Annotated in this window: 19 protein-coding genes; 7 read left to right on the forward strand and 12 right to left on the reverse strand. The window is 69.0% G+C overall.

Annotation, left to right across the window (positions count from 1 at the left end):
• Nucleotides 1–110 precede the first annotated feature (110 nt).
• A complete protein-coding gene (locus ABL838_RS29550; RefSeq protein WP_184639656.1) occupies nt 111–1,244 on the reverse strand; it encodes a winged helix DNA-binding domain-containing protein in 1,134 nt (377 codons plus the stop codon).
• On the reverse strand, nt 1,211–2,044 hold the full coding sequence (locus ABL838_RS29555) for a pseudouridine synthase (protein WP_418123172.1): 834 nt from the start codon (nt 2,042–2,044) through the stop codon (nt 1,211–1,213). The genes ABL838_RS29550 and ABL838_RS29555 overlap by 34 nt, the downstream gene beginning before the upstream one ends.
• Before the next feature lie 81 nt (nt 2,045–2,125).
• Between ABL838_RS29555 and ABL838_RS29560 the strand changes: the two genes are divergently transcribed.
• The 6 genes from ABL838_RS29560 (at nt 2,126) to ABL838_RS29585 (ending at nt 8,216) form a co-directional block, all read left to right on the forward strand.
• On the forward strand, nt 2,126–3,196 hold the full coding sequence (locus ABL838_RS29560; RefSeq protein WP_418123174.1) for a bifunctional nicotinamide-nucleotide adenylyltransferase/Nudix hydroxylase: 1,071 nt from the start codon (nt 2,126–2,128) through the stop codon (nt 3,194–3,196).
• A gap of 64 nt (nt 3,197–3,260) precedes the next feature.
• Nucleotides 3,261–4,706, forward strand: a complete 1,446-nt coding sequence (locus tag ABL838_RS29565; RefSeq protein WP_184639652.1) for a nicotinate phosphoribosyltransferase — start codon at nt 3,261–3,263, stop codon at nt 4,704–4,706.
• An 80-nt stretch (nt 4,707–4,786) separates the two neighbouring features.
• A complete protein-coding gene (locus ABL838_RS29570) occupies nt 4,787–5,941 on the forward strand; it encodes an MGDG synthase family glycosyltransferase (protein WP_418123176.1) in 1,155 nt (384 codons plus the stop codon).
• The gene (locus ABL838_RS29575; RefSeq protein ID WP_418123177.1) at nt 5,938–6,435 is read left to right on the forward strand and encodes a hypothetical protein; all 498 of its coding nucleotides are present in this window, start codon (nt 5,938–5,940) and stop codon (nt 6,433–6,435) included. The genes ABL838_RS29570 and ABL838_RS29575 overlap by 4 nt, the downstream gene beginning before the upstream one ends.
• Complete coding sequence (locus tag ABL838_RS29580; RefSeq protein WP_418123178.1) at nt 6,432–7,007, forward strand: dual specificity protein phosphatase family protein; 576 nt, start codon at nt 6,432–6,434, stop codon at nt 7,005–7,007. The genes ABL838_RS29575 and ABL838_RS29580 overlap by 4 nt, the downstream gene beginning before the upstream one ends.
• Before the next feature lie 87 nt (nt 7,008–7,094).
• Nucleotides 7,095–8,216, forward strand: coding sequence for a zinc-binding dehydrogenase (locus tag ABL838_RS29585; protein WP_418123180.1), 1,122 nt, complete (start codon nt 7,095–7,097; stop codon nt 8,214–8,216).
• Nucleotides 8,217–8,527: 311 nt separating this feature from the next.
• On the opposite strand, the gene kdpE is transcribed toward ABL838_RS29585, so the two are convergent.
• The 10 genes from kdpE to ABL838_RS29635 all read right to left on the reverse strand — a co-directional run bounded on the left by kdpE (nt 8,528) and on the right by ABL838_RS29635 (nt 17,889).
• Nucleotides 8,528–9,226: a two-component system response regulator KdpE gene (gene kdpE / locus ABL838_RS29590; protein WP_184639641.1), complete on the reverse strand. Its 699-nt coding sequence runs from the start codon at nt 9,224–9,226 to the stop codon at nt 8,528–8,530.
• A gap of 4 nt (nt 9,227–9,230) precedes the next feature.
• On the reverse strand, nt 9,231–11,972 hold the full coding sequence (locus ABL838_RS29595; protein ID WP_418123181.1) for a DUF4118 domain-containing protein: 2,742 nt from the start codon (nt 11,970–11,972) through the stop codon (nt 9,231–9,233).
• Between the two features lie 12 nt (nt 11,973–11,984).
• The gene (locus tag ABL838_RS29600; RefSeq protein WP_418123183.1) at nt 11,985–12,119 is read right to left on the reverse strand and encodes a hypothetical protein; all 135 of its coding nucleotides are present in this window, start codon (nt 12,117–12,119) and stop codon (nt 11,985–11,987) included.
• Nucleotides 12,109–12,423, reverse strand: a complete 315-nt coding sequence (locus tag ABL838_RS29605) for a hypothetical protein (RefSeq protein ID WP_418123184.1) — start codon at nt 12,421–12,423, stop codon at nt 12,109–12,111. The genes ABL838_RS29600 and ABL838_RS29605 overlap by 11 nt, the downstream gene beginning before the upstream one ends.
• Before the next feature lie 67 nt (nt 12,424–12,490).
• Complete coding sequence (gene kdpC, locus ABL838_RS29610) at nt 12,491–13,123, reverse strand: potassium-transporting ATPase subunit KdpC (protein WP_418123186.1); 633 nt, start codon at nt 13,121–13,123, stop codon at nt 12,491–12,493.
• A gap of 13 nt (nt 13,124–13,136) precedes the next feature.
• Nucleotides 13,137–15,236 carry a potassium-transporting ATPase subunit KdpB gene (gene kdpB / locus ABL838_RS29615; RefSeq protein WP_418123188.1) on the reverse strand — a complete coding sequence of 700 codons (2,100 nt, stop codon included), beginning with the start codon at nt 15,234–15,236 and terminating at the stop codon, nt 13,137–13,139.
• 10 nt (nt 15,237–15,246) lie between these two features.
• Complete coding sequence (gene kdpA / locus ABL838_RS29620; RefSeq protein ID WP_418123189.1) at nt 15,247–17,046, reverse strand: potassium-transporting ATPase subunit KdpA; 1,800 nt, start codon at nt 17,044–17,046, stop codon at nt 15,247–15,249.
• A gap of 1 nt (nt 17,047) precedes the next feature.
• On the reverse strand, nt 17,048–17,146 hold the full coding sequence (kdpF, locus tag ABL838_RS29625; protein WP_019657711.1) for a K(+)-transporting ATPase subunit F: 99 nt from the start codon (nt 17,144–17,146) through the stop codon (nt 17,048–17,050).
• A complete protein-coding gene (locus tag ABL838_RS29630; RefSeq protein ID WP_418123191.1) occupies nt 17,143–17,280 on the reverse strand; it encodes a hypothetical protein in 138 nt (45 codons plus the stop codon). The genes kdpF and ABL838_RS29630 overlap by 4 nt, the downstream gene beginning before the upstream one ends.
• Before the next feature lie 192 nt (nt 17,281–17,472).
• Nucleotides 17,473–17,889: a hypothetical protein gene (locus ABL838_RS29635; RefSeq protein ID WP_184639630.1), complete on the reverse strand. Its 417-nt coding sequence runs from the start codon at nt 17,887–17,889 to the stop codon at nt 17,473–17,475.
• Between the two features lie 149 nt (nt 17,890–18,038).
• Between ABL838_RS29635 and ABL838_RS29640 the strand changes: the two genes are divergently transcribed.
• The gene (locus ABL838_RS29640; RefSeq protein WP_418123193.1) at nt 18,039–18,197 is read left to right on the forward strand and encodes a hypothetical protein; all 159 of its coding nucleotides are present in this window, start codon (nt 18,039–18,041) and stop codon (nt 18,195–18,197) included.
• Nucleotides 18,198–18,236 lie beyond the last annotated feature (39 nt).

Consider the following 18,236-nt stretch of genomic DNA (forward strand, 5'->3'; position numbering starts at 1 on the left):
GACCGGGATGATCGGAAGAGCCTGCGCCGTGGCGCAGAGTAGGCACGAATACTTAGGGCACGCTTAGGCGGCGGGCGCGGCGCGGGGCAATGGCCGGGACCACGGCCGGGTCAGGCCAGGCGCACGGCGTGGCGCTCGCCCTCGCCGTCCGAGGCGAAGGCCAGCAGGTCGAGAGCTTCCTTCTCCACCCCGGCGCGGTCGGCCTTCGACCAGCGGCCGAAGGGCTCCAGCAGCACGGTGGCGGTGTTCCCGCCCTTCAGCTTCCCTCGCTCGATCTTCCAGGTGCCCGCCACGAAGCCGTCGAGCAGCACCGTGCCGCGCACGATGCCATTGAGTGTGAACACGCGGGCGCGATGCGCCTCGCTGAGGATGCGGCTGCGGTCGGCATGCGAGAGCAGCAGGTTGTCCCACTCGGCCACCAGGCGCGGCGGCGCGGGCGTGTCGGGGTCGGGGCGCGGCGCGCGGGGCAGGTCGAAGAGCTCCTGGCCGTCTTCGCCCGCGAACACGCGCAACTGCGGCCGCAGGCGTTCGGCAACCGCCTTCCATCCCGTGAGGCCCGACCATGCGCCGGCATCGGCCAGCGTGGCGGGGCCGAAGGCGGCGAGGTAGCGCAGCAGCATGTCGTCCTGCGTGGCAGGGGCGGCTTCCACAGCCTCTCCGAGCCAGTCGCCCAGGGGCTGCAGCACCGCGTTCTGGTGCGAGTTCCAGGTGCCGGCCGGGGGCAGGTGCACGAGCGGCAGGTTGTTGCGGATCAGCGCGGCGAGCGATGCGGTTTCGCGGCCGGTCCACCGGAGGCCCAGCGCCTGGCCGAGCTCGGCGCCGGTGCGCGGCTGTTCGCCGAGCAGTGCGCGCCCCGCCGCGATCACCGCCGCGCGATCGAGCCCTTCGAGTTCCTTCTTGTGCGTGCTGCCCAGCAGGCCACGCTGGTGCACGGGCTCCAGCAGCGGACGCCATGCCAGCGCGTCCTGCGCGATCATCAGGTGCAGCGTCGCGCGCAAGGTCGACATGCGAACGATGCGGCGCCTGCGCAGCGCCTCGGTGAGCTGGTCGCGCCGGAAGCCTTCGATGCGGCTCCAGAGGCCGATATAGGGCGGATTCGGTGCCTGCGCCTGCAGCCCGGCCAGCCGCTCGATGGCCTGAGGCACCGACAGCTTGCGCCGCTCCAGCAGCATCTGCCGCGCCAGCGTGGCGCGGTTCAGCGCGCGCAGGCTCAGAACTTCTCGTGCGGCGCGAGGTATCGCCATTGCCCCAGCGGCAGGTTGCCGAGCATCACCCGGCCGATGCGCACGCGCTTCAGGCCGACCACCTTCAGGCCGACCAGCTCGCACATGCGGCGGATCTGCCGCTTCTTGCCTTCGGTGAGCACGAAGCGCAGCTGCTCGGGGTTCTGCCAGTCGACTCGCGCGGGCTTCAGGGCCTGGCCGTCGAGGCTCAGGCCGTGGCGCAGCTTCGCGAGCATGGCCTTCGGAAAGACCGCCTGCACGTTGGTGGTGACAGGGTCGTCGTCGTCCAGCCGCACCAGCTGGCCGGTGGGCGCGGGCTGGCCCAGGCCGTGGTAGGCCACGCGCACGAGGTACTCCTTCTCCATCGTCGAGTCCTCGCCGATGAGCTGGCGCGCGATGCGGCCGTCCTGCGTCATCACCAGCAGGCCGGTGGAATCGATGTCGAGCCGGCCGCAAGGCGCCAGGCCGCGCAGCTGCTTGGGGCTGAAGAAGAAGCGGGCGTTGTCGTCGGCCCAGCGGTTCTGCGGCGTGAAAAGCTTGACCGCAGGGTCGTGCCCGTCCTCGGCCTGCCCGCTCACGTAGCCGATGGGCTTGTTGATGAGGATGGTGACCTGGTTGGCCTGCTGGCCCTTCGCGGCCTTGTCGACCTCGATGCGGTCGACCGGCGTGACCTTCACGCCCATCTCGGCCGGCCTGCCGTTGACCTTCACCCAGCCGTTGGCGATCCATTCGTCGGCTTCGCGGCGCGAGCACAGCTTGAGATCGGCCATGCGCTTGTTCAGGCGCACGGCATCGGTGGGGGAAGGAGATGGCTCTGTCATCGGGGCTTGATCGGAATGCGGCACCGATGCTATCCTGAACCCGGACGCGAGTTGATCGCGTCATTTTTGGGGGATTCCCAAGTGAGCACACGCAAGTACCAGTACGCCATCGTCATCGGGCGTTTCCAGCCCGTTCATTTCGGACATCAACGACTCATCGAAGAAGGCCTTCGCGCCGCCGAACGGGTCATCGTGGTGGTCGGCTCCGACCGGCAGCCACGCAGCGTCAAGAACCCATTCACCTTCGACGAACGCGAACGCATGGTGCGCGCCTGCCTGCGCGGCACCGAGCAGATGCGCGTGAGCGTGGTCGGCGTGGGCGACTCGCCCTACAACGACCAGATCTGGATCGCGTCGATCCAGTCGGCGGTCGAGCGGCTGATCCAGCAGGACGGCCACGCGCCCACCAAGGCCAGGGTGGCATTGGTGGGCCACCTGAAGGACGCGTCGAGCTACTACCTGAAGCTCTTCCCGCACTGGGAGTTCGTCGGCCAGAACAGCGTGGAGAGCCTCAACGCCACCGACGTGCGCAGCCTCTACTTCGACCCCGAGAACCGCGGCCAGCTCTCCCGCGCCGACCTGCCCGACGGCACCGCGGCCTTTCTCGACCAGTTCACCCGGACAGCCGACTACGCCGAGCTCTGCGAGGAACGCGCCTTCCTCGCCGACTACCGCGACAAGTACCGCTACGCCGGCAGCGAATTCCCGCCGATCTACACCACGGTCGATGCCGTGGTGGTCGAGGCCGGCCACATCCTGCTGGTGCAGCGCAAGTTCCATCCCGGCAAGGGCACCTGGGCACTGCCCGGCGGCTTCGTCGGCCAGCACGAGCGTCTGCAGGACGCGGCCATCCGCGAGCTGAAGGAAGAAACGCGCCTGAAGGTGCCGGTGCCCGTGCTCAACGGCAGCATGAAGGCCAGCCACGTGTTCGACGCGCCCGACCGCTCGCAGCGCGGGCGCACCATCACGCACGGCTTCTTCTTCGAGCTGGCGCACAACCAGTGGACGGGCCTTTCGGAAGTGCGCGCCGACGACGACGCGGCCGAGGTGCGCTGGGTGCCCATCGCCGAGTTCCTCGACATGCAGGAGCGCATCTACGAAGACCACTTCTTCATCGCGAATCACTTTTTGGGTGGGCTGGGCAAGAACTGAATGCCCCGGCCTTGTCAGCAAGAACGGCCCCGGTTGACGGGGCCAACGTGAAAGGAGCTTTCACATGAACCGCAATCTCACCTCCACGCCCCTGGGCAACAACCTGCTGCTGCGCACCGACTCGTACAAGGTCTCGCACTGGATGCAGTACCCGCCCGGCACGCAGACGGTGTACAGCTACATCGAGTCTCGCGGCGGCATCTTCAGCCACTCGCTGTTCTTCGGGCTGCAGGCCTACCTGCGCGAATACCTGCAGACGCCGGTGACGCGCGACGACGTCGAGGAAGCCGCCGCTCTCATGGCCGTGCACGGCGAGCCCTTCAACCGCGAGGGCTGGCTGCGGCTGATCGAGAAGCACGGCGGGCTGATGCCGGTGCGCATCCGCGCCGTGCCCGAAGGCAGCGTGACGCCGGTGCACAACGTGCTCGCGACCATCGAGAACACCGACCCCGAGTTCTTCTGGGTCACCAGCTTCCTCGAGACCGAGCTGCTGCGCGCCATCTGGTACCCCACCACGGTGGCCACGCTCTCGGCCGCCGCGCGCACCACGCTGCTGCGCTACCTGGAAGCGACCTGCGACGACCCGCAGGGGCAGATCGCCTTCAGGCTGCACGATTTCGGCGCGCGCGGCGTGTCGAGCCTCGAATCGGCCGCGCTCGGCGGCATGGCGCACCTGGTGAACTTCATGGGCACCGACACGCTGGCCGCGCTGGTCGCCGCGCGCCGCTACTACGACTGCGACGTGGCGGGCTTCTCGATTCCCGCAGCCGAGCACAGCACCATCACGGGCTGGGGCCGGGAGCATGAATCGGACGCGTACAGCAACATGGTCGATCAGTTCGGCAAGCCCGGTGCGACCTTCGCGGTAGTGAGCGACAGCTACGACATCTTCAACGCCTGCGCCCGCATCTGGGGCGAGGAGCTGAAGGCGAAGGTGGTGGCCTCGGGCGCGACGCTGGTGGTGCGGCCCGATTCGGGCGACCCGGCCGAGACCACGTTGCAGGTTGCGCGCATCCTGGCCGACCGCTTCGGCACCACGACCAACGCCAAGGGTTTCCGCGTGCTGAACAACGTGCGCATCATCCAGGGCGACGGCGTGACGCTCGACTCGCTGCGGCTGTGCCTGTCGAACTTCTATCACAACGGTTTCTCGGCGGAGAACATCGCCTTCGGCATGGGCGGCGGGCTGCTGCAGCAGGTCAACCGCGACACCATGCAGTGGGCGATGAAGTGCTCGGCGATGCAGGTGAACGGCGAGTGGCGCGACGTGTACAAGTCGCCTGTTGGAGACGTAGGCAAGGCTTCGAAGAAGGGGCGGCTTGCGCTGGTGCGCGGCGAAGGTGGCGAGGTGCGTACCCTGCGCGAGGAAACGCTCGGACCTGACCAGGCCGATCTGCTGCAGACCGTGTTCGAGAACGGGCGCATCGTGGAGAGCACCAGCTTCGAGGCTGTGCGTGAGCGGGCTGCTGCCGGCGTCGGCCAGCTGATCACCTCGCGCGCGCCGCTTTGAGCCTGCGGGGTCGTGCCCCGGGAGTGCGCGGAATCGGCTGCCACACGGCATCGCCATAATCCGCGCAACTCCCGGATTCCATGACCAAACTCCTGATCCTCAGCGTGAGTGCCGGCAACGGCCACGTGCGTGCAGCACAGGCGCTCGCCGCCACCGCGCAGTCCCTCGCTCCGCCCTGCACGGCGGTCCACATCGACGCGATGGCCCACGTGGCCGCGGGGTTCCGCAAGGTCTACACCGACTGGTACATCCAGCTCGTGAATCGCGCGCCCGAGCTGTGGTCGTACCTGCACCAGCGCACCGACGTCACGCCGCACCATGCGCCCTCGCAGCGCCTGCGCCGCGGCATCGAGCGACTGAGCACCGGCGCGCTGGTGCGCGAGATCCGCCGCGAGAAGCCCGACGCGGTGATCTGCACGCACTTCCTGCCCGCCGAGCTGCTGATGCGCGAGCGCAACCGGGGTCGCATCGACTACCCGGTGTGGCTGCAGATCACCGACTACGACCTGCACAACATGTGGCTGGTACCGGGCATGACGGGCTACCTGGCCGCGACGGAGGAAGTGGGCTTCCGCCTGCGGGCGCGCGGCATTCCGGCCGAGCGCATCCACGTCACGGGCATTCCGGTGATGCCCGCCTTCTCCGAACCCGATGCGCCCGCGCTGGCGCGTGACGCCTGCGTGGCCGGACTTGGCCTCGACCCTTCGCGGCCGGTGCTGCTCATGGTGTCGGGCGGCGCCGGCGTCGGCGACCTGCCGAGCATGGTCGAGCGCGTGCTCGGCATGGGCGGGCCCGACGGGAAGCCGAACGACTTCCAGGTGATCGCCGTGGCGGGCCGCAACGCGGAGGCGCACGGCAGGCTCGAAGCGCTGGCCAGGCGCCACCCGGGCCGCGTGGCGGCCATCGGCTTCACCAACGAGATGCACAGAATGATGGCAGCGTCCGACCTGGTGGTGACCAAGCCCGGCGGCCTCACCGTTTCGGAATGCCTGGCGCTGGGCAAGCCGATGCTGCTGATCTCGCCGATTCCGGGGCAGGAAGAACACAACGCCGGCTTCCTCATGGAGGAAGGCGCCGCATGGCTCGCCTACGACTCCATCGGCCTCGACTACAAAGTGGCGCGCCTCATGGCTGATGCCGCCAAGCTCGCGAGCATGGCGACTCGCAGCCGCACGCTGGGCAAGCCGCAGGCGGCGCGATCGGTGCTGCATCACGTTCTCGGGACGCCCGCATGAGCCCCGCCACCGAAAAGACGAACGTGGCCCGCACGCTCGGCTACCTCGCCTGGGTCATCGTCATGGCCTTCTTCTTCGCCAACGCCGAGATCCAGATCGAAGGCGGCGCCGGCTGGGCCACATCGCTTCCCACATGGCGCATCGAGAACAGCATCTGGCTCGACATCTTCTGGGGCGGCCGCGCGATGACGGGTTATCACGCCTGGGTCTTCACCTTCATGGCGCTGGTGTTCTTCTCGCCGCTGGCCTTCAACGGCCGCTGGACCTGGCGCGACGTGGGGTTGGCGGTGGCGGGCCTGATCGTGTTCTGGGTCTGCGAGGACTTCACCTGGTTCCTCATCAACCCGGCCTTCGGCTGGGAGCGCTTCAACCCGGTGGACGCTTTCTGGCACAAGCACTGGCTTTGGGGCGCGCCCGTGGACTACTGGGGCGGGCTCGCGGTGGCGGCGATCATCCTGGCGACGCGGCACTGGCCGCGCAAGGGCAACCGATGAGCAGCAGCAGAAGAAAACGCAGGGAACGCGGGCAGGAGCCCATCGCCGACGCACCACGCCCCGGCCATTGGGCCGATCCGCTGGACGCGCTGGGCGTGGAGAACCTGCACCGCATCACGCCCACGCTGTACCGCAGCGCGCAGCCGAAGCGCTCGAACCTTGCCGCGCTGCAGTCGCTGGGCATCCGCACCGTAGTGAGCCTGCGTTCATTCAACGACGACCGCAAGGTGTTCGCCGGCAGCGGCATCCGGCTGGTGCGCGTGCCGATCAACACCTGGTCCATCGACGACGCGAAGGTGCTGCGCGCGCTGCAGGCCATCCGCGCGGCCGAGAAGCAGGGCCCGGTGCTCATCCACTGCATGCACGGCGCCGACCGCACCGGCGTGGTCGCGGCGGTCTACCGCATGGCGCTGCAGGACTGGGACAAGGACAGCGCCCGCCAGGAGATGCTGCGCGGCGGCTACGGCTACCACACGCTGTGGCGCAACATCCCGCGCTACATCGAGCGGCTCGACCCGGCCGCCATGCGCGACGCGCTGGCCCAGGCGCCTGCGATTCCGGTGGTGTCCTGAAGGCGCCAGCAGGCCGCGGAACCCGCTCCTATACTGGCCGCCCCGTGGCCGAAGGCCATCCGCGAACCTGACCAGAAGGGACCTCCCATGGCACTGCAAATCCGCTCCCTCATTCGTTCCAGCGGCGAACTCGAACTCTCGCTGCACGACGACCCCATCCCCGAGCCGCAGGTCCACGAAGTGGTGATCCGCGTCGAGGCCTCGCCGCTCAATCCGTCCGACCTGGGCCTGCTTTTCGGCGCGGCCGACATGAGCACCGCCAAGGCCTCCGGCACCGCCGATCGCCCCGTCGTCACCGCCACCGTGCCCGAGCGCGTGCTGCCCGCCATGAAGGCGCGGCTCGACGAATCGATGCCCGTCGGCAACGAAGGCGCGGGCGTGGTGGTGAAGGCAGGCTCCTCGCCGCAGGCGCAGGCGCTGCTCGGCAAGACGGTGGCCGCCATCGGCGGCGCGATGTATTCGCAGTACCGCTGCCTCGCCGCCGCCCAGTGCATGGAGCTGCCGGCGGGCACCACGCCGGCCGAAGGCGCCTCGTGCTTCGTCAACCCCCTCACCTCGCTGAGCATGGTCGAGACCATGCGCATGGAAGGCCACAAGGCCCTGGTGCACACCGCCGCCGCGTCCAACCTCGGCCAGATGCTCAACAAGATCTGCCAGAAGGACGGCATCGCCCTCGTCAACATCGTGCGCAAGCAGGACCAGGAAGACCTGCTGCGCGGCCTCGGCGCCAAGTACGTGTGCAATTCGAGCTCGCCCACCTTCATCGAGGACCTGACCCAGGCCCTCGCCGAGACCGGCGCCACCCTGGCCTTCGACGCCATCGGCGGCGGCAAGCTCGCTGGCCAGATCCTCGGCTGCATGGAAGCGGCCATCAACCGCACCGCCAAGGAATACAGCCGCTACGGCTCCAACACCCACAAGCAGGTCTACATCTACGGCGGCCTCGACCGCAGCCCGACCGAGGTCGTGCGCAACTTCGGCATGACCTGGGGCATGGGCGGCTGGCTGCTGTTCCCCTTCCTGCAGCGCCTTGGCGACGCCGGCACGCAGCGCCTGAAGGCCCGCGTGGTCGCCGAACTGAAGACGACTTTCGCAAGCCACTACACGCGAGAGGTGTCGCTGGTGGAGATGCTGCAGCTCGATGCCATCGGCGTGTATGGCAAGCAGGCTACGGGGGAGAAGTTCCTGCTGAATCCGAACAAGGCCTGATTCGCCTCGCGCCCGGTAAGCGACACGGCACGCTCGTCCCCACTATGCCGGCCGCTTCGCGGCTTCCCTGCGGTGCTCACGTTTCGCGGGGTCTCGCAGAACTCGCTTCGCTCAAACAGCTGCGAGCCCTTGTCCGCGAAACGCTGCGCTCCTCGGCGGCACAGAGGGGCCGAACGCGCCGCGCCGCTTACCGGGCTTGTCGTGTCGTTGATGCCGTCGCCCTCACCCCAACCCTCTCCCGGAGGGAGAGGGAGTAATACCCGGAGCGGCCTCAGGAATCGGCGTAGCGCTCGCCGCCGTCCCAGTAAGAACTAAACGACCAGCCGATACCCCACCGCCGTCTCCGTCAGCAGATGCTTCGGCTGCGCCGGATCAGCCTCCAGCTTCTGCCGCAGGTGCCCCATGTAGATCCGCAGGTAGTGGCTCTGGTCGGTGTACGAGGGGCCCCACACTTCGCGCAGCAGCTGGCGCTGCGTCAGCACGCGTCCCGCGTTCGCGACGAGCACCGACAGCAGGCGGTATTCGGTCGGCGTGAGGTGCACCTCGGCGCCGGCGCGACGCACGAGGCGCGCGGAGCGGTCGAGTTCGATCTCGCCGAAGCGGAACAGCGCCTCGGGTGCCGCTTCTTCCGTGCTGCTGGCGGCACGCGGGCGGCGCAGGTTGGCGCGCACGCGGGCCAGGAGCTCGCCGGTGCCGAAGGGCTTGGTGAGATAGTCGTCGGCGCCGGCGTCGAGGGCGGCGATCTTGTCGGCTTCGTCGGTGCGTGCCGACAGCACGATGATCGGCACCGCCGACCAGCCGCGCACGTCGCGGATCAGCGAGACGCCATCGCCGTCGGGCAGACCGAGGTCGAGCACCAGCAGGTCGGGCTGGCGAGTGCCGGCCGCGGCGAGGCCGTCGCGCAGGGTGCCGGCCTCGTGCACCAGCCAGCCCTCGGCCTCGAGCGCGCCGCGCACGAACCGGCGGATCTGCGGCTCGTCTTCGATCACGATGGCGGTGGGAGAAGGCATGGGTTCAGAGTTGGGCTTCGGCAGGCTCGGGTGGCTCACGCCGTGGGAGCGTGACGGTGAATTCTGCACCGCCATCGCGCGCATTCTCGGCGGCGATCTCGCCCCCATGCGCGCTCACCACCGCCTTGCAGATCGCCAGGCCCAGGCCCACGCCCGGCGTGGCGGATTCGGCCTCGCCGCGCGTGAACTTGTCGAAGAGCTTCTGCTCGTGGCCCAGCAGCGCGGCCGGCAGGCCGGGGCCGTGGTCGCGCACGGTCAGCACCAGCGCGCCGGGCTCGGCACGCGCGCCGACCACGATGGGCGGCGCGCCGTACTTGGTGGCGTTCTCCAGCAGGTTGACCAGCACGCGCTCGATGAGCACCGCGTCGAACTCGACCAGCGGCAGCTCGGGGTCGAGCGCGGTCTGCACCACGGTGCCGCCCAGCGAGGTGCGCGCCGCGCGGATGGCCGAGCCCACCACCTCTTCCACCGACTGCCAGTCGCGCCGCAGGTTCACCGCGCCGCCGGCGATGCCGCTTTCGAGCCGCGCCATGTCGAGCAGGTTGCTCACCAGCGCATGCAGCTCGTGCGCCTGCGCGACGATGGCGCGCGCGGCGTTGGCGTGTTCCTCGGGCGGCAATGTCTGCAGCGACTCGGCCAGCGCGATGAGCGCGGTGAGCGGCGTGCGCACGTCGTGCGAGATGGCGCCGAGCAGCGCGTTGCGCAGCCGCTCCGACTCCATTTCGACCACGGCCTGCTGCGCCACCTCGACGTAGTGCACGCGCTCCAGCGCGATGGCGATCTGCCGCGCCAGCGTGTCGAGCTGCTGCGCCTGCTCGGGAATGAGCAGCCAGCGCGGCTGCGCGGGCGAGAGCGCGAGCACGCCGCGCACGCGCATCGGCGCGCGCAGCGGCACGTAGTGCCAGGGCTGGGCCGCGAGGGTGGCGGTGGCGAGGCCCGCGCTCTGGCCATGGCGGAAGGCCCAGTCGGCCACCTGCGCATCGAAGCCCTCGGGCGCGTCGGCGGGCATCACGAGCTGGTCGGCCGCGTCGGTCACCAGCACCAGCGCATCGCCGCCGAAATGGCCCCGCACGGCGGCCGTGCCGAGCGCGACCACCTGCGAGCTCTCCAGCGCCGCCGACAGCTCGCGCGTGAGCTCGAACAGCGAACGCGCGCGCCGCTCGCGGCTGGTCGACACGCCCGCCGCGAAGCGCAGCCCGGCCGTGAGCTGCCCCACCAGCAGGCCCACGCCGAGCATGATCGCGAAGGTCAGCACGTACTGCACGTCGCTCACCGCGAACGACAGGCGCGGCGGCACGAAGAAATAGTCGAAGGCCGCGACGTTGAGCAACGCCGCCAGCGCCGACGGCCCGCGCCCGAAGCGCATCGCCACGCCCACCACGCCGAGCAGGAACAGCATGACGATGTTCGACAGCTCCAGCACGTTGGCCAGCGGCGTGCACACCAGCGTGAGCGCGACGCTTGTGGCCGTCGCCCATGCATAGCCGGGCCAGTGGATGGGCGCCTTCTCGTGGTCGTCGCTGTCGATGCTCGCGCCCTGCAGCGGCGCGCGAGAGAGCCGGCGCGAGCTTTCGGCGGGCGCGACTTCCATGATGTCGAGCGCCGGCGCGCGCTGCGCCAGCGTGCGCGCGAGCGGCACCGTCTTCCCGGGCCGCCAGCGCCGCCAGCCGGCCTCGGGCTGCGGGCGGCCCAGCACCAGCGTGGCGCAGTTCAGGCGCCTCGCCTGTTCGGCCAGCTGCTCGGCCACGTCGGAGCCGGTGAGAACGGCTGTGGCCGCGCCCAATTCTTCCGCCAGCTTGAGCACCGCGAGGATGCGGTCGCGCTCCGCCGCGGCCAGCCGCTGCAGCCGGGGCGTCTCGACGTAGACCGCATGCCAGCGCACGTTGAGCTGGCCTGCGAGCCGCGCCGCCGTGCGCACCGTCTGCGCCGCGCCTTCGTGCGGGCCGACGCACGCGAGGATCGCGCCCGATGTGTTCCAGGCCTGCAGGTCGCGCCCGCTTCCGACCGCCCCCGATTGCTCCACACGCCAGCCGCGCACGTCGTCTTCCACGTGCTCGGCGGTGCGCCGCAGCGCGATCTCGCGCAGGGCGATGAGGTTGCCCTTGCGGAAGAAGTTCTGCGCCGCACGCTCGGCCTGCTGCGGCAGGTAGACCTTGCCGGCCGCGAGCCGCGCGGTGAGCTCGTCGGGCGTGACGTCGACCAGCACCACCTCGTCGGCCTCGTCGAGCACGGTGTCGGGCACGGTCTCGTGCACGCGCACGCCGGTGATGGCGCCGACCGTGCCGTTGAGGCTCTCGAGGTGCTGCACGTTGAGCGCGGACCACACCTCGATGCCGGCGGACAGCAGCTCCTGCACGTCCTGCCAGCGCTTGGCGTGGCGCGAGCCGGGGGCGTTGGTGTGGGCCAGCTCGTCGACCAGCAGCACGGCGGGCTTGCGCGCGAGCGCTGCGTCGAGGTCGAACTCGGCGAGCGTGCGCCCGCGGTAACCCAGCTCGCGCAGCGGCAGCGCCTCGAGCCCCGCAAGCAGCGCGGCGGTCTCGCTGCGGCCATGGGTCTCGACCACGCCGATCAGCACGTCGCGCCCCGCGGCCCGCTCGCGCTGCGCCGCGCTGAGCATGGCCCATGTCTTGCCGACGCCCGCGCTGGCGCCGAAGTAGATGCGCAGCTTGCCGCGCTGGGCGCGCGCCTCGTCGCTGCGCAGCTGCGCGAGCAGCGCGTCGGGGTCGGGGCGGAGCACGTCGTTCATCGGCGGCACAGGTTAGCGCATCGGGCCGTCCTTGCGGCGCGAACGCTGGTGGCGCCGCGCGGTGCGCGACAGCATCCACCAGGCGAAGCCCAGCGGCACGAAGAGCGCCGCCATGGCCAGCAGTGCCATCAGCAGGTCAGTGGCCATGGCGCAGGCCGCAGCGCGCGAGGTGCTCGCGCCAGCTCACGAGCCGGCCGATCTCGCCCGAGGGGACGCATTCGACCAGCCGGTGCAGCACGTCGGCATAGCGCGCGAGCGGCAGGCGCATCATCAGGCGCACGCAGGGCGCATCGCTTTCCTGCGAGCTGCAGGCATGCAGCAGCGGCTCGCAGCGCACCACGCCGGCCTCGGGGCAGCCGGCGATGCTGCGGCGCACGCGCAGGGCATCGGCGCAGCAGACCGTGACGTCGAGCACGTAGAACGGGCTGCCGTTGCCCTTGCCGGTGTTCATGGAAGCGCGCGTTCTCGGCGCACCGGGATGTTCTCGATAAGCGGCATAGGCCATGGCTTGTTTCTCCTCAACGCGGTGTCGAAGGACTGAATGAACCGGAGGCGGCGTCCAGCGCGATGTTCAGCGCCAGCACGTTGACGCGCGGCTCGCCCAGGAAGCCCAGCAGGGGCTGCTGCGTGTTCCTGTCGATCAGCGACTGCACCTGCGCGAGCGGCATGCCGCGCACGCGCGCCACGCGCGCCGCCTGGTACTGCGCGGCGGCGGGGCTGATGTCGGGATCGAGCCCGCTGGCCGAGGCCGTGACGAGGTCGACCGGCACCCGCGCCGCGTTGTCCGGGTCGGCTGCGCGCAGCGCTTCCACGCGCGCCTTCACCGCATCGGTCAGCGCGGGGTTGAGCGGACCCTGGTTGGAGCCGCCCGAGGCGCTCGCGTTGTAGGGCTGCGGCGCGGTGGCCGACGGCCGGCCCCAGAAATGCTTCGGATCGCTGAAGTTCTGGCCGATGAGCTTCGAGCCGACGGTGGTGCCGTCGAGCACGACCAGGCTGCCCGCCGCCTGATCGGGAAACGCCGCCTTCGCGACGCCGGTGACGGCTATCGGGTAGATCAGGCCGGTGAGCGCGCTCAGCAGCACGAAGAGCACGAGCGCGGGGCGGACGATACCGCCCTCGCAGCCATTGCCGTTGATGGTGTTGTTGTTCATGACGGAATACTCCTCAGACGAGATGGACGGCCACGAGCAGCCAGTCGATCAGCTTGATGCCGATGAAGGGCACGAGCAGGCCGCCCAGGCCGTAGATGGCCAGGTTGCGGCGCAGCAGCGCAGCGGCACCCACCGGCCGGTAGCGCACGCCCTTGAGCGCCAGCGGGATAAGGAACACGATCACCAGCGCGTTGAAGATCACCGCGCTCAGGATGGCCGACGACGGGCTCGCGAGCCGCATCACGTTGAGCGCGCCCAGCTGCGGGTAGGTCGAGATGAAGATCGCCGGGATGATGGCGAAGTACTTCGCCACGTCGTTCGCGATCGAGAAGGTGGTGAGCGAGCCGCGTGTCATCAGGAGCGCCTTGCCGGTCTCCACCACTTCCAGCAGCTTGGTCGGGTTGGAGTCGAGGTCGACCATGTTGCCGGCCTCCTTGGCGGCCTGCGTGCCGCTGCCCATGGCCACGGCCACGTCGGCCTGCGCGAGCGCAGGGGCGTCGTTGGTGCCGTCGCCGGTCATGGCCACGAGGCGGCCTTCGGACTGGTACTGGCGGATCAGCGCGAGCTTGTCCTCGGGCGTGGCCTCGGCCAGGAAGTCGTCCACGCCGGCCTCTGCGGCGATGGCAGCGGCCGTGAGCTTGTTGTCGCCGGTGATCATCACCGTCTTGATGCCCATGCGGCGCAGCTCGGCGAAGCGCTCCTTGATGTCGGTCTTGACGATGTCCTTGAGCTCGACGATGCCGAGCACGCGGTTGCCCTCGGCCACCGCCAGCGGCGTGCTGCCACGGCGCGCGGCTTCCTCGGCTGCGCGCAGCACCTCGGGCGCGGCCGTGCCGCCGATGGCCTCGACGTGGCGGCGCACCGCGTCGACCGCGCCCTTGCGCAGCAGCACGGGGTCGGTGTCCAGGCTGTTGGGGGCGGCCGGCAGGTCGGCGCCGCTCATGCGCGTCTGCGCGGTGAAGGCGACGAAGCGGGCGCCCTCCACCGGCGTCGGTTCCAGGCCTTCGCGGCGCGCGAGCTCGACGATGCTGCGGCCCTCGGGGGTCTCGTCGGCCAGCGAGGCGATCATCGCGGCGCGAGCGAGCCGCGCCTTGGTCACGCCCGGCGCAGGCAGGAAGGCGCTGGCCTGGCGGTTGCCGTGCGTGATGGTGCCGGTCTTGTCGAGCAGCAGCACGTCGACGTCGCCGGCGGCTTCGACCGCGCGACCCGAGGTGGCGATCACGTTGGCCTGCATCATGCGGCTCATGCCGGCCACGCCCACGGCCGACAGCAGGCCGCCGATGGTGGTCGGAATCAGGCACACCAGCAGCGCGACCAGCGCGGTGAGCGACACCACCGTGCCCGCACCCGCGGCCTCCACGCTGAAGATGGAGAAAGGCAGCAGCGTGACCGTGACCACCAGGAACACGATGGTCAGCGCCACCAGCAGGATGGTCAGCGCGATCTCGTTCGGCGTCTTCTGGCGCTTGGCGGCCTCGACCATGCCGATCATGCGGTCGAGGAACGACTCGCCCGGGTTCACCGAGATGCGCACCACCAGCCAGTCGGACAGCACGCGGGTGCCGCCGGTCACGGCCGAGAAGTCGCCGCCCGATTCGCGCACCACGGGTGCCGATTCGCCGGTGATGGCGCTCTCGTCGACCGAGGCCACGCCTTCGATCACTTCGCCGTCGAGCGGAATCACGTCGCCGGTCTCGACCAGCACGACGTCGCCCTTGCGCAGGTTGGGCGCCTGTTCGGGCAGCCACTGCGCGCCATGGTGCGGCTCCTGCAGCTTCTTGGCCCAGGTGTCCTTGCGTAGCCCGCGCAGCGAGGCGGCCTGCGCCTTGCTGCGGCCTTCGGCCAGCGCCTCGGCGAAGTTGGCGAACAGCACGGTGAACCACAGCCAGATGGTCACGGCCAGCACGAAGGCGGGCTTCATGCCGGTGTCGCCCGGGAAGCTCAGCGCATGCACCCAGAGCACCGTCGTGAGGATGCTCCCGATGTACACGATGAACATCACCGGGTTGCGCCACTGGACGCGCGGGTCGAGCTTGGCGAAGGCGGCCCACAGCGCGGGCCTGACCAGCGCCGCGTCGAAGAGCGAGAGAGAGGTTTTTGTATTGGCGGTCATGGCGGGCTCCTTACTTCCAGAGCACCAGGTGCTCGACGATCGGGCCCAGGGCCAATGCCGGCACATAGTTGAGCAGGCCGACCAGCAGCACCGTGCCGATCAGCAGCGAGACGAACAGCGGGCCGTGCGTGGGCAGCGTGCCGCTGGTGACGGGCAGGCGCTTCTTGGCGGCCAGCGCGCCCGCCACGGCGAGCACCGGCACGATCATCGCGAAGCGGCCGAGCCACATCGCGAGCGCGAGCAGGCCGTTGTAGAAGGGCGTGTTGGCAGACAGGCCCGCGAAGGCGCTGCCGTTGTTGTTGGCGGCCGAGGTCAGCGCGTACAGGATTTCGGAGAAGCCGTGCGCGCCGGGGTTGGCGATGCCCGCCTTGCCCGCGCCCGCGATCACCGCCACCGCGGTGCCGGCCAGCACCAGGATCGGCGTGACCAGGATGGCGATGGAGATCAGCTTCATCTCGCGCACCTCGATCTTCTTGCCGAGGTACTCGGGCGTGCGGCCGATCATCAGGCCGGCGATGAACACCGCGAGCATCGCGAAGATCAGCATGCCGTACAGGCCCGAGCCCACGCCGCCGAACACCACTTCGCCGAGCTGCATCAGCACCAGCGGCACCATGCCGCCGATCGGGGTGAGCGAGTCGTGCATGCCGTTGACCGCGCCGCACGAGGCGGCCGTGGTGATGGCGGCGAAGAGCGATGAGGCATCGATGCCGAAGCGCACTTCCTTGCCTTCCATGTTGCCGCCGGCCTGCAGCGCGCCATGCATCTGGTCGACGCCCAGCGGGGTCAGCAGCGGGTTGCCGGCCTGCTCGGCGGGCGTGATGACGATGACTGCAACGACGAACATCACCGTCATCGCCGCGAGCACCGCCCAGCCCTGGCGCATGTCGCCCACCACGTGGCCGAAGGTGAAGCACAGCGCCGCCGGAATCAGGAAGATCGCGAGCATCTGCAGCAGGTTCACCAGCGCCGTCGGGTTCTCGTAAGGATGCGCCGAGTTGGCGTTGAAGAAGCCGCCGCCGTTGGTGCCCAGCATCTTGATCGCTTCCTGCGAAGCGACCGGGCCCATGGCGAGCGTCTGCGTCTTGGTGGTGGCGTCTTCCATCACCGGCTGGCCCTTGTCATCCTTCAGCGGCTGGCCGTCGGCGCCGTTCTTCGGCTGCTGGAAGGCGGTGGTCTCGAGCGTGCTCACCTCCTTGTAGGCGTCGAAGTTCTGGATCACGCCCTGGCCCGCGAAGACCACGGCCAGCACGAAGGAGATCGGCACCAGCACCCACAGTGTGACGCGCGTGATGTCGGCCCAGAAGTTGCCCACCAGCCCCTTGCCGTCGCCCCGGCGCGCGAAGCCGCGCACCAGCGCGAAGGCCACCGCGATGCCGGTGGCGGCGGAGAAGAAGTTCTGCACCGCGAGCCCGAGCATCTGCGTGAGATAGCTCATGGTCGACTCGCCGGCATAGCCTTGCCAGTTGGTGTTGGCCACGAAGCTCACCGCGGTGTTGAAGGCCGAGTCGGGCGACACGGCCGCCATGCCCGCGGGGTTGAGCGGCAGCCATGCCTGCAGGCGCTGCAGCGCATAGACGAAGATCGCGCCGATGGCATTGAAGGCCAGCAGCGCGAAGGCATAGCGCAGCCAGTGCATCGACTGCTCGGGCTTCGTGCCCGCGAGCTTGTAGAGCGTCGCCTCGATGCGCTGCATCCAGCGCGGCACGCGCTCGTTGCACAGCGCGGCAAGGAACTTGCCGACCGGCCATGCGAGCACGCCCAGCAGGACGAGGAAAAGGGCCAGCAGGCCCCAGGCGGAGGAAGTCATTTCAGAATTCCTCCGCGCAGATCAGCGCGAACACCAGGTACGCGAAAAGAACCACGGCGATCAGCGCGCCGAAGCCGTAAAGCACTTCGAGGCTGATCACGATGAGGCTCCATCGGCGGCGTTCGACGCCTTGCTCGACGGGTTCTTCGGCGCATCGAGCCTGTTCAGCCCGACCACCATGGCCCCCACCACGGCCCACAGCGCCAGCAAGGCGCCCATCCAGACGATGTCCATGCATCACTCCTGCAAACGAGAAAGATGGGAGTCAGTCTCGGCAGTCGGGCGTCAAAACGGGGGAAAGAGTGGTGGGGTGGGCGTAAAGAAAGCGTAAAAACGCCACCTCAGTGCCCGTGAGGTGGCGCCGGGAACGGCCGGAGCATCCTTGTCGGGCCAATATTCCCGGCAAGGACACGACACACAATTCGATCAGTACTTGAAGCCAGGTATCGGGACCGGACTGCAGTCCGGCGCATTCACCGGGTTCAGCTGGACAACGGCGTAATTTCCGCTCGATCGGATGAAGTCCGTCGGATAGACGTTCGAGCTGGAATGAATGGGCAAACCTCCCAGCAGAGTTTTCAAAGCGCTGGCCGCTGCATCGGCTCGGCGCCTTGCGAGTTCCTTTCGGTCCTTGCCGGCCTCATTGCCAACGGCCACGCCCTCGACATCGGCATCGCCGTACTGGAAAAGGCCGCGCACGTCGACCAGCCATCTCGCCAGCCGCAAGATCTGCTTGGATTCGAGTTGCGCAGAGTCTTCCTGGAAATCCAGTGTGATCTGGATCACCCGTGAACATCCCTGCGCGTTGGCGGAGGCCAACGTCAGCGCCAGGACCAGAGACATCAACCTAGTCGACATAGAGCACGTAGCCAGTGATGCTGTCCGCGTTGAAACGCGCTTCCTCGGGGTTCGAGGCCAGAGGGAGGCTTTTCCGCATAGTTCCGACGGTGTCCTTCGAGGAAAAGGTGTCATCGAAGGGAGTCACCTCGTGGATGAGCGTGCTGAACCGTGAGTCGGTCGAAAAGGCGGCATCAGGAATGCTGCAGAACCCCGGGGGCGATGCCGATGGTATGCGTCCTGGTGGATCACCCACCACGATCACCTTTCGCATCATTGCAATGAATCTCCAAGTTGAGGACATCGACTTGTAGAGAGACCGGGCGGCATCGCTCGCCAAGCACCGCAGACAA

Source organism: Variovorax sp. 160MFSha2.1 (genome assembly GCF_048305075.1).
In the GTDB taxonomy this organism is placed as follows: domain Bacteria; phylum Pseudomonadota; class Gammaproteobacteria; order Burkholderiales; family Burkholderiaceae_C; genus Variovorax; species Variovorax guangxiensis.